This is a genomic window from Streptomyces sp. PSU-S4-23 (assembly GCF_055632315.1).
In genome coordinates this window covers 77,309-90,704 of sequence record NZ_JBVMUU010000001.1, presented here as the reverse complement: position 1 = coordinate 90,704, position 13,396 = coordinate 77,309, and the positions used below count along the sequence as shown (strand labels likewise).

14 protein-coding genes and 1 pseudogene are annotated in these 13,396 nt (G+C 68.5%); 5 read left to right on the top strand and 10 right to left on the bottom strand.

Annotated elements, in window-relative coordinates; all coding sequences use genetic code 11:
- The first annotated feature begins 688 nt into the window (after positions 1-688).
- The 3 genes and pseudogenes from ACZ79I_RS00525 to ACZ79I_RS00515 form a co-directional block, all read left to right on the top strand.
- Positions 689-3,211, top strand: coding sequence for a helicase associated domain-containing protein (locus ACZ79I_RS00525; protein ID WP_471493040.1), 2,523 nt, complete (start codon positions 689-691; stop codon positions 3,209-3,211).
- A gap of 87 nt (positions 3,212-3,298) precedes the next feature.
- On the top strand, positions 3,299-3,640 hold the full coding sequence (locus tag ACZ79I_RS00520) for a PadR family transcriptional regulator (RefSeq protein ID WP_471493038.1): 342 nt from the start codon (positions 3,299-3,301) through the stop codon (positions 3,638-3,640).
- A 7-nt stretch (positions 3,641-3,647) separates the two neighbouring features.
- A pseudogene (locus ACZ79I_RS00515) lies at positions 3,648-3,833 on the top strand (hypothetical protein); the annotation flags it as partial.
- A 427-nt stretch (positions 3,834-4,260) separates the two neighbouring features.
- On the opposite strand, the gene ACZ79I_RS00510 reads toward ACZ79I_RS00515, so the two are convergent.
- The gene (locus tag ACZ79I_RS00510) at positions 4,261-4,788 is read right to left on the bottom strand and encodes a hypothetical protein (protein ID WP_471493037.1); all 528 of its coding nucleotides are present in this window, start codon (positions 4,786-4,788) and stop codon (positions 4,261-4,263) included.
- Between the two features lie 355 nt (positions 4,789-5,143).
- Between ACZ79I_RS00510 and ACZ79I_RS00505 the strand changes: the two genes are divergently transcribed.
- Positions 5,144-5,326 (top strand): hypothetical protein, encoded by a 183-nt coding sequence (locus ACZ79I_RS00505; RefSeq protein ID WP_471493035.1) that lies wholly within the window; start codon positions 5,144-5,146, stop codon positions 5,324-5,326.
- Positions 5,327-5,668: 342 nt separating this feature from the next.
- On the opposite strand, the gene ACZ79I_RS00500 is transcribed toward ACZ79I_RS00505, so the two are convergent.
- The 4 genes from ACZ79I_RS00500 to ACZ79I_RS00485 all read right to left on the bottom strand — a co-directional run bounded on the left by ACZ79I_RS00500 (position 5,669) and on the right by ACZ79I_RS00485 (position 9,024).
- A complete protein-coding gene (locus ACZ79I_RS00500) occupies positions 5,669-6,814 on the bottom strand; it encodes a hypothetical protein (RefSeq protein ID WP_471493033.1) in 1,146 nt (381 codons plus the stop codon).
- A gap of 139 nt (positions 6,815-6,953) precedes the next feature.
- The gene (locus ACZ79I_RS00495; RefSeq protein WP_471493031.1) at positions 6,954-7,787 is read right to left on the bottom strand and encodes a hypothetical protein; all 834 of its coding nucleotides are present in this window, start codon (positions 7,785-7,787) and stop codon (positions 6,954-6,956) included.
- A gap of 233 nt (positions 7,788-8,020) precedes the next feature.
- Complete coding sequence (locus ACZ79I_RS00490) at positions 8,021-8,233, bottom strand: helix-turn-helix domain-containing protein (protein WP_210978120.1); 213 nt, start codon at positions 8,231-8,233, stop codon at positions 8,021-8,023.
- Positions 8,234-8,448: 215 nt separating this feature from the next.
- On the bottom strand, positions 8,449-9,024 hold the full coding sequence (locus tag ACZ79I_RS00485; protein WP_471493029.1) for an RNA polymerase sigma factor: 576 nt from the start codon (positions 9,022-9,024) through the stop codon (positions 8,449-8,451).
- A 275-nt stretch (positions 9,025-9,299) separates the two neighbouring features.
- Between ACZ79I_RS00485 and ACZ79I_RS00480 the strand changes: the two genes are divergently transcribed.
- Complete coding sequence (locus ACZ79I_RS00480; protein ID WP_471493027.1) at positions 9,300-10,508, top strand: ATP-dependent DNA ligase; 1,209 nt, start codon at positions 9,300-9,302, stop codon at positions 10,506-10,508.
- A 57-nt stretch (positions 10,509-10,565) separates the two neighbouring features.
- Here the strand turns inward: ACZ79I_RS00480 and ACZ79I_RS00475 are convergent, their stop codons facing one another.
- From ACZ79I_RS00475 to ACZ79I_RS00455, 5 genes are all read right to left on the bottom strand, one after another.
- Positions 10,566-10,736, bottom strand: coding sequence for a DUF6207 family protein (locus ACZ79I_RS00475; RefSeq protein WP_471493025.1), 171 nt, complete (start codon positions 10,734-10,736; stop codon positions 10,566-10,568).
- Between the two features lie 153 nt (positions 10,737-10,889).
- Positions 10,890-12,095, bottom strand: coding sequence for a hypothetical protein (locus tag ACZ79I_RS00470; RefSeq protein WP_471493023.1), 1,206 nt, complete (start codon positions 12,093-12,095; stop codon positions 10,890-10,892).
- Complete coding sequence (locus ACZ79I_RS00465; RefSeq protein ID WP_471493021.1) at positions 12,092-12,679, bottom strand: RNA polymerase sigma factor; 588 nt, start codon at positions 12,677-12,679, stop codon at positions 12,092-12,094. The genes ACZ79I_RS00470 and ACZ79I_RS00465 overlap by 4 nt, the downstream gene beginning before the upstream one ends.
- On the bottom strand, positions 12,676-12,912 hold the full coding sequence (locus tag ACZ79I_RS00460; protein ID WP_471493019.1) for a hypothetical protein: 237 nt from the start codon (positions 12,910-12,912) through the stop codon (positions 12,676-12,678). The genes ACZ79I_RS00465 and ACZ79I_RS00460 overlap by 4 nt, the downstream gene beginning before the upstream one ends.
- Positions 12,913-13,075: 163 nt before the next feature.
- The gene (locus ACZ79I_RS00455) at positions 13,076-13,348 is read right to left on the bottom strand and encodes a hypothetical protein (protein WP_471493017.1); all 273 of its coding nucleotides are present in this window, start codon (positions 13,346-13,348) and stop codon (positions 13,076-13,078) included.
- Positions 13,349-13,396 lie beyond the last annotated feature (48 nt).

Here is a 13,396-nt window from a genome sequence, read left to right as displayed (position 1 = left end):
CCTCCGGGCTTCGCCCGGAGCAAGCGAACGGTTGCGCTGCGCGCAACCGTTGCGCTCCCGCTCCGCGGGAGCGCGAGCCGTGCCACTGCGTGGCACGGCGTCAACTCGCGGGCTGCGCCCGCGAGTTGCGCGCGGGCCGCTGCGCGCCACGCGCGGCCGGCCGCGCAGCGGCCGCCCCAGCCTGAGCCCGGATCAGGGCCTCCGCTCCGCTCCAGCCCCAACCCTCCCCGCCCGTAGGGGGGCTGTGGGGAAAAGTGGCAGCAGAGAGGGGGAGGCGGTGAGTGGGACAGGTGCGGGCCGGAATCAGGGAGCGCGGGGAGAGGTGACGGAGGGTCATGCAAGCCTGAAAGGACAGGGCCGGGGCGGGGTCTGGAATCACGATTGACTGACCTCCCGTCAGGCTGATTTCCGGGCTCCGATAGGGCCAGACTGACAGGATCGAGCCACGTTCGGGGATTTTCACGGTTCTTGCTGCTTCATTTTGAAGCACGAGATAGACTCTGGACTCAGCTAGCAGCACCAGTGAGAGGGTTCGGGCCTTTTGGATCAGGCTTCCTCTCGTCAGATCAGTCCCGGCGATCCGGTCCCGGTGGCTTCACCGTAGCCGCTCGCACACCGTCTACGTGCAGGTTTCCCATTTCCTGCCACGTAGGAACCCCCACTGTCCTACAGGAGAAGGCAGATCGGAATGGCAGCAATGGAACTCCGCCCCCACCAGCGAGAAGCCGTGGACGCGGTACTGCGCGCCCTCGAATTGCCTGCAAGATCTCTTGTGCCGGAGGGTGGCCTCCGAACTCAGGTGATCATGGCGACCGGATCCGGCAAGAGCCTCGTGGCCACCCGAGCCGCTGAGGAGCTCCACGCGGGCCGGGTCCTGGTGCTCGTGCCCTCCCTGGACTTGCTCGCCCAGACCGAGTCCTCCTGGCGCGCGGGCGGCCGCACGGGCCCGATGATCGGGGTGTCGTCCCTGCGCGGGGACCAGGTGACCTTCCCCAACACCACGGACGTGGACGAGCTGGTCTCGTGGGTGCGGCCGTTCGAGAAGGTGACTGTGTTCGCCACGTACGCCAGCCTGGGGCTTGGCACGCTGGAGCGCGCCCACGAGGCCGGCCTTCCTGGTTGGGACCTGATCATCGTGGACGAAGCCCACCGCTGTTCCGGCCGGATCGGTAAGCCGTGGGCGGTCGTCCACAACAACCAGAAGATCCCGTCCCTGCGTCGCCTGTACATGACGGCCACGCCGCGGCTGTGGCAGCTGGACGAGGACTCCGAGCAGGGCGCTCCGGGCGAGCTAGTGGCCAGCATGGAAGACGACCCGGACGGCCCGTTCGGCAGCAGGTGTTTCACCCTGACGTTGTCGGAGGCGATCGACAGGGAAATCTGTGCGCCGTACCAGGTGGTGTGTGTGGACGTCACCGACACTCAGCTCCAGGCGGCCGTGCTGCTCGGTGCGGACGGGCGCTCGGAGCAGGTGCGTGGGGCCCGGCTCGCCGCGCTGCAGACGGCTCTGGTGAAGGCGGCCTCGGAGGAGGGGTTCCGCCGTACGCTCTCGTTCCACCATCAGATCCGCGAGGCTGAGGCGTTCGCGGCCGGCCTTCCTGACGTCGCGGCGCAGCTGCATGACGCGGATCCGGAGCTGTACCCCAAGACGATCTGGGCGGACTGGTTGTGCGGTGACCACAAGCCGAACCACCGGCGGCGGGTTCTCGGGGAGTTCGCCGACGGGATCGCCACGGACGGCACGGTGGTGGAGAAGGGCTTCCTGAGCTCGGTGAAGGTGTTGGGCGAGGGCGTAGATACCCGAAATTGTGACTCCGTGTACTTCGCGGACGTGCGCGGGTCGATGCCGGACCTGGTCCAGGCCGTGGGCCGCGCGCTGCGCATGCAGCCGGGCGAGGGCAAGATGGCCAGCCTTGTGGTGCCGGTGCTGCTGGGGCCCGGGGAGACGGCGGACAACATGCTCACCTCCCGGGCGTATGGCGGGTTGGCGAAGCTCTTGGAGGCTCTCAGGGCGCATGACGCCCGCATCGTGGAGGCCTTGGCGCAGCAGCAGGCTCCGAGCCGCTACAAGCCCGTCCAGAAGGGCGAGAAGGCCAAGGCAAAGGGTGCGGGCGAGGGCGGCGCCTCGGGGCCCGCGAAGGCCTTGCTGAAGTTCTCCACGCCGCGTGACCCGGCGCAGCTGGCTCTGTTCATCAACCTGCGGGTCCTCGACCCGGAGCACGAGCACTGGCGGCGTGGCATCGAGGCCGCCGTCATCTACGCCCGCGAAGTGGGCGACCTCAAGGTGCCGTTCACGTACCGGGTGCCGACCGGTGAGGAGGCTCAGGCTGAGGCGTGGCCGGCCTCGCTCGCCAATTTCCCGCTGGGGCAATGGATCGCCGACAACCGGAGGTCCTACGCCCGCGGGACGCTGGACGAAGAGCGTGTCGAGCAGCTGGGGCGGCTCGGCATGGTGTGGTCGCACTACGACGTCGCGTGGGAGGAGGGCCTAGCCGCGGCGCGCGGGTGGGCTGAGGAAAGCGGGCACCTGCTGGCCCCGCTGGACGCCACGTACAAGGGCGCGAAGGTGGGGATCTTTCTGAAGAACGCGCGGGCCGCCGCGCGGAAGGCTGCCGAGATCGAGCAGCGGCGTGCCGAGGGACTGCCTGTTCCGTCGTCGGCCGGCGCCTTGTCGGACGAGCGGCGCGAGCAGCTGGAGGACATCGACCCGTCGTGGTGCCCGGCCTGGCCGGTGGAGTGGCAACGGGCATTCCACCTCACCCGGCTGCATCTGGAGGAGGGCGGTGCGCTCCCGATGGAGCCGGGTGACGTCGTACGCCAGGGCGAGGATCTGGGGCGGTGGGTGCGGTCGGTGCGGCTCGGCTGGGACAGGCTCACGACCGTGCAGCAGTGGATGTGCGAGCAGGTCCTCGGGGTCGAGCCCGCAGCCGAGGATGAGAAGCCCCAGCCGCGTCGTACGCAGGCCGACAAGTGGGCGATGAACTACGAGGCCGCCCAGCAGTTCTACGAGCGCGAGGGACACCTTCGGGTGCCGAGGAAGCACGTCGAACGGATCGTCGTCGGCGGCGATGGGAAGGGCGGCAGCGGCGAGGACCAGGAGGAGCGGGAGCTGAAGCTGGGCGCCTGGATCGGCAACCAGCGTTCCCGGGCCGCGACGTTGGCTCCGGAGCGGGTGGAGCAGCTGTCCGCGATCGGGATGCGGTGGGCGTAGGCGGCGATAGTTCGGGGCGCGGCATCTGCCTGAGGCAGATGCCGTGTTCTGCTGTGGCGCAGGTCGCTCCCATACTAGAGTTCTTGCATGGCAAAGACGCCGCGCATGACGCTCCAGACTCAACTGGTGCTGCGGACCCTGCTGGAGAGCCCTGCCGAGGCCCGTTACGGTCTCGAGCTCTCCCAAGCAGCAGGCCTTCCCACCGGCACCATCCATCCCATACTCGCCCGCCTGGAGAACGCGGGCTGGCTTGAGTCCTTCTGGGAAGACCAGGGCGAGATCGAGAAGACCGATCCGCCCCGGCCCCGCCGCCGCTACTACCGCTTCACCCCAAGTGGTGCCGAAGCCGCCCGCGTCGCTCTCGCTGCCGCCTACCAAGGGGGCGCCACCTCTGCACGCCTCCGCCCTGCTGACGGCCTGGGGAGTTGACACTGAGATGCACGGCGCCAGCAACGAGGCCAGCGGAACGGTCTCCCTCCCGTGGTTAGTGATCCGCCAGGACGACAACGGCAACCGGTACCGGGTCGGTCGGTACGCCACCCGGGACGAAGCCCAGAAGATCACCGAAAGCCTCGACGCCCGCGGCCATCGGCAGCTCTACTGGGTGGAGGACCTGGGTCGGGGCGACACAGGTCCCAGCGCCAGCACCCCTGACTCTGGGCGGGACATCGTGCGCGGGCACACCTCGGGCATCCGCCGGTCGCTCGGGCAGATACCGCCCCCAGCTGAGGAATCCACCGACAGTGCCGGGGAAGAACCCACGCACGGCGCAGAGGACCGCACGGGCCAGCGGCGTCTGCAGCGGGCACGGCCTCTGTTCGAAGCCCTCGCTCACATCCTGCCCGCGGACGCCCGCGACCGCTGGTGCGAAGAGTGGATGGCAGAGTGGGTCGACCTCGGCGAACGGCCTCTGCGCACGCGGGTGGCCTGGCTACTGCGCGTGATCCTGCGCGGCGGACCGTCCTGCGCCTGGACCCTTCGCTTCGGGACGCGCCGGCAGCGTGTCCAATGAGGTCCCAGGCAACAGGAGCCACCGCAGATGCACGCGCCTAGAAAGGCGGTTCGTCGGGGTAGCCGCCATTGGCTGGCGCAGTCGGGGCCTGCTTGGACGTGGTGGCCCATGGATCATCCTGCGGGGGTTGCGTACGGCTGCCGCCCCACCCCGAGCTGGATCGCGCGGGCGGGACAGGAGCCGGGGCATTCTCCGGTTCGACGCCATCGATGTCGTCGTCCAACAACTGGCGCAGGCGCTCCCTGCAGGTGGTCGGATCGTCATCCTGCCAGTTGTTCGACTCCGGCCAGCGCCTGCGGTCAGGGTCCATCCCACCGATCTCGCACAGGGCGCGCAGGACCGCGTCAACTCTCTCCCACGTGCTGATCGTCTCGCCCTTGAGGAGCCGGCGGATGGTTTCCCGGCTTACAGGAAGCGGATCCTGCATAGAGCTGGTCGTCGCTGCGATGCGGGCGGGTGTAGGACGCCCTGCTTCCTTGAAGTAGATGAACAGCTCGGCTACAAACTCGCGCCTGGTCCCATCAGGCAGGTCGGCTTTGCTGGGCATCCGCAGCATCTGAGGCATCCGCCAACTCTGCCACGCTCCAACCCAGTTCGACACACGATTCCTCATGAATCCTCGGCATGACACCCCAGGTAAGCCCGGGATTACACACGTTGATGTCACAAAGACCTACAAGGACCTACGTAGAACCGCGTAGGCGTCTCGTTGACACAGATGGACTTCTTTCGCCAATCCACTGTTTTCGCTGGTCAGAGCGGGTTTCGAGGTGCTTTTGTTGGTTCTCGTTCACCCCACGAGACCCCAAAAATCTCAATGGGTGGACAACGGCACGCCTGCCGCCGGAAACGGCGACGGCCCCCTGGTGGGCAGGGAGCCGTCTGCAGAAGACCGAACGTCCCCGACGAAGGAGAAGCTCATGTCCAAGCGCGAGCGTACGGGCAACAGCCCGGACCCGGAACCCCTCCCACCGAGGACCCGGTGGGCCAAGCGCGCGCGGCGGCTCCGCAACGAGGCCGGCCTGCATCTGATCCGAGGGGCCGCAACCGCGGTCGGCGGCGCCGTCGTCGCGTACGGCAGCCTCTGGATCCAGTCGCGCTGACAGCGGACAGCGGGGCCGGGCAGGTGATCCTGTCCAGCCTCGCTGTCGTCGGGTCAGCCGAAGTCGAGCACCTCCTGTGCGAAGTCGGCCGGGACCGGGCGGGCGGGCGGGCGGGCGGGCGGGGACGATGGTGCCCCATCCTGGCGTGCGGCCTGCCAGCGCTCGGTCAGCTCGTCCTTCCACCCCTTGGGCGGGGGCCACGGGACACCTCAGGCGGCGAGCTGGTCGCGCTTCCAACCGCCGGCGGGCGTGCGAGCGGCTTCGATCTCTTCGGGCGAGGGCAAGTCGGACATGGCTAGCAGCCTCCCACGAGGAACAGGGCCGGGCGCGGGTGGGACAAGCTCATCGAGCGCCTCCCGGGCCTGACAGGTATTGCTGGACACGGCGGCGGGCTGTCTGCACGGGGTTTCCGCCGTTTTCGCCTTGCAAGATCCAGGTCCGGGAGAGGAAATAGTCGGGATGGCAGATGGTGGTGAGCGTCCTGCCATCTGGCTGCAGGCGGTGCTGGGTGAAGCCCTCCAGGGCGCCGTCTGAGAGGGGCGTGCGGGTCCACGGATTATGCAGTACGTGGAAGCCCTCGCTGAAGGTCTCGTGGTCCTGTGGCCCGTAATCGCCGATGACGTAGCCGAAGGGCACGGGCACGGACGCGTTCGGGTCAGGGTCGTACTCAAGGCCGACGCGGGCTATGGCCACGTCTTCCGGCCCGTAGCCGCGTTCGGTTCCCATGCGCGCGAACTTCGACACGGTGGCGCTGTTGGTGAAGATCACGGCGGCCAGGTGCTCGGCTTCGGGCTGGGCGAACAGGCCGCTCGGGATGGTCTTGTGCTTGTGTCGGTGTTCTGTGACGACTTGGGAGTTCAGCACGAGCGAGCCGTGGTCGTCGCGGGTGGGGATGTCCCGGATCCCGTAGAGGTAGGTCGCCAGAGAGCTCGTGGTGTGGATCAGGGCACTGGGGCTATGGAAGGACTGCACGGCGATCACGAAGGGGATGCCGTTGACGTGCGGCTTCTCCCAGTAGGCGTGGCCCTGCGCATCGCGGTGTTCGAGCTTGCGGCGCAGGGCTTTGCCGATCTGCATGGTGAACACCGCTTGGGCTTCCTCCATGTCGTCGGGGATGAGCCGACGTACTGCAGCGGCGATGTCTTCGTCGTCGTCCTTCTTGCCCTGGGGCGGGTTGGTGGTCGTCGCTTCGATGGCCACAGGAGTGGCGCCGGTCGTCAGGAAGTCCGGTGCGGGGCTGGTGCGGTCCAGTTCCTTGCCCTGTTCGCGCAGGGCGGCGAAGAGTGCAAGCTCGAAGACGCGAGCGGAGAAGCCTGCGGTCTGGAACTCGCGGACGAAGCTGTGGTCGACGTCGGGAAAGTCGGTGAACGTCTCGTCCATGAGGCGGCGCGCGGCAGCGTATGCGTGGGCTCCGCTGAAGTCGCGGAACTCACGGCTGACCTTTTCCGGCGTCATCTTCCGGGCGAGGTCGAACAGGCTTCGGGTCATCATCGGCCTCCAACACGCCGGTCAGGCAGGAGTGGGGGTAGCGGGTGCCGTCGGTATCGACCAGCTGGGGGCGCCGCCGGACTGGTGGCACTGGACCAGCCAAGCGGAGCCGGGCTGGAGCCTCGTGCGTCCTGGGGCCCTACGGCAGGTCTTCCAGCCGGGCGAGCAGGCTGGCGGCGGTCGCGACGGCCGCGATGGCGTCGGCGCGGGTCCAGGTGAAGTTCTCGGTGGTGCCGGAATCGTCGTGCGGTGCGCCGCTGAACAGCGCGTAGGCGCTCTGGGCGAGCATCGCCCAGCGCTCCTCCTGGTCCCGTTCCCCGGCCTTCTTCTGCACCGCCTGGTCGTGGACCCTCCGGGTGTTACAGGCCTCGCGTACGGGATCGAGGGCCGCTCGGGCGAGGGCAACGGCATGCTCGTACCGTCCGTCACGGATCGCGGTCTTCGCCTCGCGGATCCGTCGCGCGGCGGTGGCCCGGGCCTCCACGGTGGTGACCGGGATGAGGACATCGACGAAGGCGCCGGCATCGAGCTGGGTGAGAGCGTTGCTCCACGTCGCATGCGGGACGCGGATGATCTCCTGGTCGTCGGCGACGGGCCAGTGCCTCGTCTCTGCCAGTGCGGTCAGGGAGAGTTCGGCGCGCAGGGCCAGGTCGTTACCCGCCCGCGTCTTTTCCAGTCCGCGCAGTTGCTGGTCGGTCACGCTCGTCTCGAGCGTGAGGCTCGTGGCGAAGGACTTCAGCCCGACCGGCCGCGGTGTGTGAAGGACGCCGATCCAGCTCGCGGGGCCTGGTGTCTCGTGCGTCCACAGGGCGCCGGAGACAAGGAACGGCGCGTCCACGGTGAAGTCGCCGTGGGCAGTCACCTCAAAGGTCAGGGCGAGACGGTGTACGTCCCAGCCTTGGAAGAAGTTGACGTGCTGCTGCGCCCGGATGTTGACGGTGTAGTCGTTCGATCCGAATCGGAAGTTGGCCATCGTTCCCTTGCCTGAATGAGCTCCTGCCTGATGGTGGCAGGTCAACCGACCCGAGCGGCAGTGGATTTCTCGGGGAGCCGACGGGTCAACGCACGGTGGTGGGCTGACCCACACGAGAACGGCACGGGACGGCGCTGTGCGCAGGAGGTGCGGCGTCCCGAGAACAACGCGGGGCCTGGCAGACACTTTTCTGCCAGGCCCCGCCCAGTCTGCGACGGGGCATGGGGCTGGGTCTACGCACCGTCGCTCGGTCGTTCGCCGCCGACCTCCACGCCCAGGTAGCTCTCGCGCAGGTACTCGTGGACCGCTTGCTCCGGGACCCGGAAAGCTCGGCCAACACGAATGGCAGGGAGGTGGCCGCTGTGGACCAGCCGGTAGACCGTCATCTTGGAGACGCGCATGACGGAAGCGACTTCCGCGACAGTCAGGAACGCAACCTCATTCAGGGGGCGCTGCCTGGCCGGCCTGCTCGGTGACGGGGGCGCCGGGGTGTCCTCCCATGGGGCAGGAGTGTCATCGGCGGGCTCGCCCAGCATGTGGAGAAGCTGCTCCTTGCGCCGTGCCAGGCTCTCCCGGTCGACTCCTACGACTCCCGCCGTCTGGTCCATCAGGTGACCGAACAGAGTGTCGGTGTCGATGGAGCGGCTCCGCTCGTTGTCCGTCATGCCTGCTCCTCCTTTTGTTCTCGTGGCGGGAGTGCCTCGGCTTCTCCAGTGCCTACTGGCTTAACAGCCTCACGTAGCGCGGCACGAGCCTTGGATATGTGCTTGCGGACTCCGGACGGCTGCAGGTCCAGTAGGTAGGCGATCCGGGCCGCGGAGTACTGCTCGATGAAGAACAACACGGCGATCTGGCGGCGTCGTTCTGGAAGGTTGCGGATCACCTCCAAGCAGCGCTCGAGGTCAGCACGGGCAAGGACCACGTCCACGAGATCGGGTCCCCGACCGGCGTACCTTTCTCGCTCCTCCGTGTCGAGACTCTCCAGTTTGCGCGAGCGGCGGATGCCGTCGACCCACTTGTGGTGAACCACGCTGCGCAGCCAGTTGCGGCGCTCGTCATCGGTGCGGTCGACGAGTGAGTTCCACTGGACCGCGGCGGCGAGGAACGCTGTCTGCACGAGGTCCTCGGCTGCGGACTGGTCCTCTCCGGTCCGGACCATGGCATAGCGCACCAGCCACTCGGCTTCCCGCTCCCATAACGCTGCGATCTGCCGCCTCGTCTCCGGGGGGAGCCGCATCCCTCCTTGACTCACACCGGTCCCCCTTCGTGGTCTGTGACTTCTCCTACCTGCACCCGCATAGCAGGCCCCCCTCGTCCTCGTTCCTGCACCACCACCGTCCCGGCGGGCGCGTTGCGCACCAGGGCGATCAGGGTTGCTCTCCGCTGCCATTCCGCCACCAGAGCTGACATGCCCACAAGGACGGCAACGAGACAGATCCCCAACCAGAACCTGGGCTGCGATAGGACCATCCACAGCCCGCCTGTCCAGCGCCCCAGAAGAGTGTTCACGCCATGGAGTCGAACGAGGGGCCAAAAGCGCTGCCCGTCCGCATCAAGATTTTTTCGAACTGCGGCGGCGCGGCGTTCTCGGCAGGCCGCGCCGCCCGGGCCCACTTTCAGCGGGCGGCCGATGCCCTGCGGGCGCAGGCTGTTCTTGTGGAGTGGCCCGTAGACGTCGCCCTGGCGCGGCCGGTTCCGCAGCTGCCGACGGGCCCGTGGGCGTACGAAATCAAGGTCGACGGCCATAGAACCGTGCTGTGGCGCACCGAGGACGGTGTCCGCCTGCAGTCGCGGACCGGCCGCGACGTCACCGCGCTCTGGATGGACCTGGCCGTGGCCGCCATGAGCCTGCCGCCCGGCGTGATCTTGAACGGTGAGGCTGTCGTGTATGTCGCCGCTGCTGACGGCACCGCGCGGATCAGCTTCGGTGCGGCGCAGTCCCGCGCACTGTCCCGCCCCCGCCGCGCGAGGGAGCTCGCCGACCAACACCCGGCGACGTACGTGGCGTTCGACATCCTGGCCCACCCTGCGGCGGGCTTCCCTGACCTTCGGCCGCGTCCGTACGTGGAGCGCCGCCAGGTCCTCCTGGACGTGCTCGCCGACGTCGGTGCGCCGATCGTGCCGGTGTGGTCGACCACGGACCTGGAGGAGACCCTGCTCTGGTACGAGACGCTCGAAGGCACCGGTGTGGAGGGCATCGTAGCCAAGCCGCTCCGGTCGTCCTACAAGGCTGGCCGTGTGTGGTCGAAGGTGAGGCACGCGGACACAGTCGACGCCACCGTGGTCGGCTTCACCGGCACGGCCCGGCATCCGAAGGCCCTCGCCGTGCGGCTGCCCGACGGACGCGTGGCGCTGTCCCAGCGGCTGACCACGGCGCTCGCCTCCGTCGTCGGCCCGCGCCTTGTCCCCCAGGCCGGGCGGGCGTTCACGAAGGCCGGCGACTCCTACGATGGCGTCCCGCCCGGTGGTGTAGGCGATCAATGGACCGGAACTCGCAGGTTACGCCAAGTACTTCGGCCGGCTGGGCCACTCCCGGCGCCTGACCAGGCCACTCCGCGTGCCGCGCCGGCGGGGAGATCACCGCGAGCCGGGTACCGGAGGGAGAAGCGTGTGATCGCTTACACCACCTCGCGGGACGCGACCACTCCTACACGCCCGCCGTCGGCGATGTGGTGGTGGAGGTCGTGGCGGGCACGACCCGGCACGCGGTCGTCAGCGTGATGCGGCTGCGCTGACCTCCCGCGCGGCGTCGGCTGGCGACGTGGCCGGGCCGGTGGGCTAGCGCAGATCCAGGTAGCAGCGCAGCCGTACGCCGGGCTCGCCCGCGTCGCGGGTCGTGTGCTGCGCTGTCGCTGTCGCCCACCGGTCGGCGAGCAGCTGCTGGAAGGCCAGGGCGGTGGCGTCGTCGGCGGCCGCGACGTCGACGACGACCAGGCCCGGCTCACTCACGTGCACCTCATTGATCGGGTCCATGTACGGCACTACGCCCGGGCGCCCGGGAGGGTTCCGCCCCTGCCCTGTCTTCACCCGCCCGAGTGGCGGTCCGATGGGATGGAGCGACCCGTACCAGCGCAACCGGCGTCGCCGCCGTCGTTGAACTTGTCACGGACAGCCAGGAACCAGATTCCCCCGCTCCGACGCAGTTGTTGGAACCGGCGGCGCAAGGTCACGGACGCTGATTGGCACCAGGAGACCGCCGGTGGAGGGGGTCACGAGGTCGGCGAGGATCTTGCGGGCGTCGGCTGCTGTATCTGGAGAGGCGGTCTGAGCCCAGACCATGAGCCGCGGCGCCAGCTGGGGATCGGCGCTGAAATGGCACTGCAGGCAGCTCGGATTGTTCTCTTCCACGGCTTGTTCGTACGCCTCGGTAGCTTCACGTCCGATCAGGTTCAGCAGAGCGCGTCGGCTGCCAGCCAGCTGCACGTGGCTCTGTTCTCGGGCAATGACTGTGCTGTGGTGGACGCTGCCCAGTTGAAAGCTGCCGATCTTGAACGACAGCTGAGTCTCCTGGAGGGCGTGAGGCCGCAGCCAGCGGGCGGTGGAGAAGCACTTCACCTCAGCCGCAGTGTCAGGTGTGCCAGTCACCAGCATGATGTCCACGTCGCGGCAGCGGAGAGGAGCAGACACCAAACGGGCCACCGGCACATATTCAAGGTCAGCGCTCCAGCTCCACACGTGCCTGGTGCGGGAGTGACCGGGAGCTGTCACCTCGGCATCAGGTCGTGCGGCTCGCTGGGCGTCTGCCGCAATCTGCGCGGCGGCGCGGCGGGCATCGGCAAGGATGCGATCGGCTTCCTGACGTGCCTTGGCGAGCCGGAGTTCCGCCTCGAGGACCTCCGCCAGCCGGGATGCGGCCGCGGGCAGCCCGGACGCTGCGGACAGATCCGGTGTGTCGAGCCAGCTGGAACAGTCCAGCAGGTCGGCCAGCCGTTCCCCGGAACGGAGACGTGGCCGGACCGGCTTAGCGCTGAGCGAGTCGACTGTGCGGTGCAGTTCTCGAGCGTCGTCCAGCTGCTGCTGGGCGGCGAACACGCCGTGGCTGGCGGCGATACGCAGCCAACGCGTGGCGCGCTCCAGCTCACCGCGCTCGAGGTATTCGAGTCCGAGTGCGTAGGCGTCGCTGCCGAGTTCTGCCTCAGTGGCTAGGACGTCGGCTTCCCGGGCACGCTCGGGCGTGAGATGTTCGAGGTCGGTGAGGAGTGCGCTGAAGCCAGCATCGAGTTCGGCGTCGGTGTAGGTGGGGTCGTCCTCGCGCAGGGCGGCGAGCATGTCTTCGATGGGGTCGGGGCGGTTGTCCGCGCGGGTCACTTGCGCACCTCCCTGTGCGTGCGGCTGGTGGTCGTGGGCGGCAGGTATGCGGCCAGGTCCTGCGCCGTGTGGAGCGTCCTGACAGCGGTGCTAATCAGTTTCTTCACTCCGTCGACGGTGATGCCCATCAGCTCGGCAACGGCCCGGCGGTCCAGACCGTCGACGTAGCGCAATTGCAGAGCTTCGCGCTGGCGTGGGGTGAGCCGGGCGACCGCTCGGCTCAGATCGATGCGCAGACCGGCCAGACCGATCGCGTCCGCCCGGTCCTGTGCGATCTGGGCCAGGCGCTCGCCTAGGCCGTCGTCGCCCGGCAGGTCGGGGGCCTTCTGCTGTCCCTGGCGCCAGTCGGCGACCTTTCGCCGGGCGATGACGAACAAGGGGCCGACGGGGTTGTCGTACACCTGCTGGTAGTAGTCGAAGCGGCGCAGGAACGCGATCCAGGTCTCCTGGGCGAGTGCCTCGGCCTCACCCTGATCGCCGATCCGCCGGCGGATGTATCCGACCAGCTTGGGGTGATGCGTGCGGTAGAAGGCCGCACGGGGGTCCGTACGGCCTTCTGCCTCTTGACCGGCTTCGTCTGTCACCAGCCACCGTTCCCGCTGACCGCCGGACCGAGGGTGATCGTCCACTCGCCCCCGGACGCGTCGCGGTGCGTGACCCGGCTGGCCTGCCCGCTGCCTGTCAGACACTCCGCGAGGTCGGTCATGGTGCGGCGTTTCTCCCGTTCCAGCGACACCGCACCTCGGACCTGCACCACCGTGGCCGCCAGGCCCGTCAGCCGCCCTGTCACCAGGACCGGGAACTCTTCCTCCAACACCGCGACTCCTTCGTCGACAACAGCTTCGACCTGTACGTCCCGCGACGGAGCGCGAACGGGTACCTGTGTGACCGAAGTTGAGGGTGTGCTCTGCGTCACAGGCAGAGGAGGACCACTGGGCCGACACGTCAGGCAGCCTCCAGAGCCGCGTTGGTGCGACCCGTCATGGGCTGTCGCCGTTCCAGTCCCAGCGAGCAGGATCGCCGGGGCGCGGGTCGTACAGCGCCCGCCCGCCGGGGCCGAACTGCCCGAGCTCCGTGAGGAGGGAGACACCGTCGTCGATCTCCTCCGGCCTCCAGCCGGTGATGTCGAGCAGCAGTCCGTCCAGCGGCCCGCCGACCAGTTCGGCGTAGCTGCGTCCCGGCCGCGGGCCGGGGTGGTCGTGGTCGGTGCCGTAGATCCGGCCGCGCAACAGCTGCTCATCGTCGCTGTCCATGCCCTCCAGCCTCGCAGCCGCCACCGACAACGAGGGCTTGCCCAGGCG

What these genes read in the sequence shown, in the direction of transcription:
- ACZ79I_RS00525 (WP_471493040.1), top strand. Translation starts at nt 689, where the DNA reads ATGGCAGCAATGGAACTCCGCCCCCACCAGCGAGAAGCCGTGGACGCG.
- ACZ79I_RS00520 (WP_471493038.1), top strand. Translation starts at nt 3,299, where the DNA reads ATGGCAAAGACGCCGCGCATGACGCTCCAGACTCAACTGGTGCTGCGG.
- ACZ79I_RS00510 (WP_471493037.1), bottom strand. Translation starts at nt 4,788, where the DNA reads ATGCCTCAGATGCTGCGGATGCCCAGCAAAGCCGACCTGCCTGATGGG.
- ACZ79I_RS00505 (WP_471493035.1), top strand. Translation starts at nt 5,144, where the DNA reads ATGTCCAAGCGCGAGCGTACGGGCAACAGCCCGGACCCGGAACCCCTC.
- ACZ79I_RS00500 (WP_471493033.1), bottom strand. Translation starts at nt 6,814, where the DNA reads ATGACCCGAAGCCTGTTCGACCTCGCCCGGAAGATGACGCCGGAAAAG.
- ACZ79I_RS00495 (WP_471493031.1), bottom strand. Translation starts at nt 7,787, where the DNA reads ATGGCCAACTTCCGATTCGGATCGAACGACTACACCGTCAACATCCGG.
- ACZ79I_RS00485 (WP_471493029.1), bottom strand. Translation starts at nt 9,024, where the DNA reads ATGCGGCTCCCCCCGGAGACGAGGCGGCAGATCGCAGCGTTATGGGAG.
- ACZ79I_RS00480 (WP_471493027.1), top strand. Translation starts at nt 9,300, where the DNA reads ATGGAGTCGAACGAGGGGCCAAAAGCGCTGCCCGTCCGCATCAAGATT.
- ACZ79I_RS00455 (WP_471493017.1), bottom strand. Translation starts at nt 13,348, where the DNA reads ATGGACAGCGACGATGAGCAGCTGTTGCGCGGCCGGATCTACGGCACC.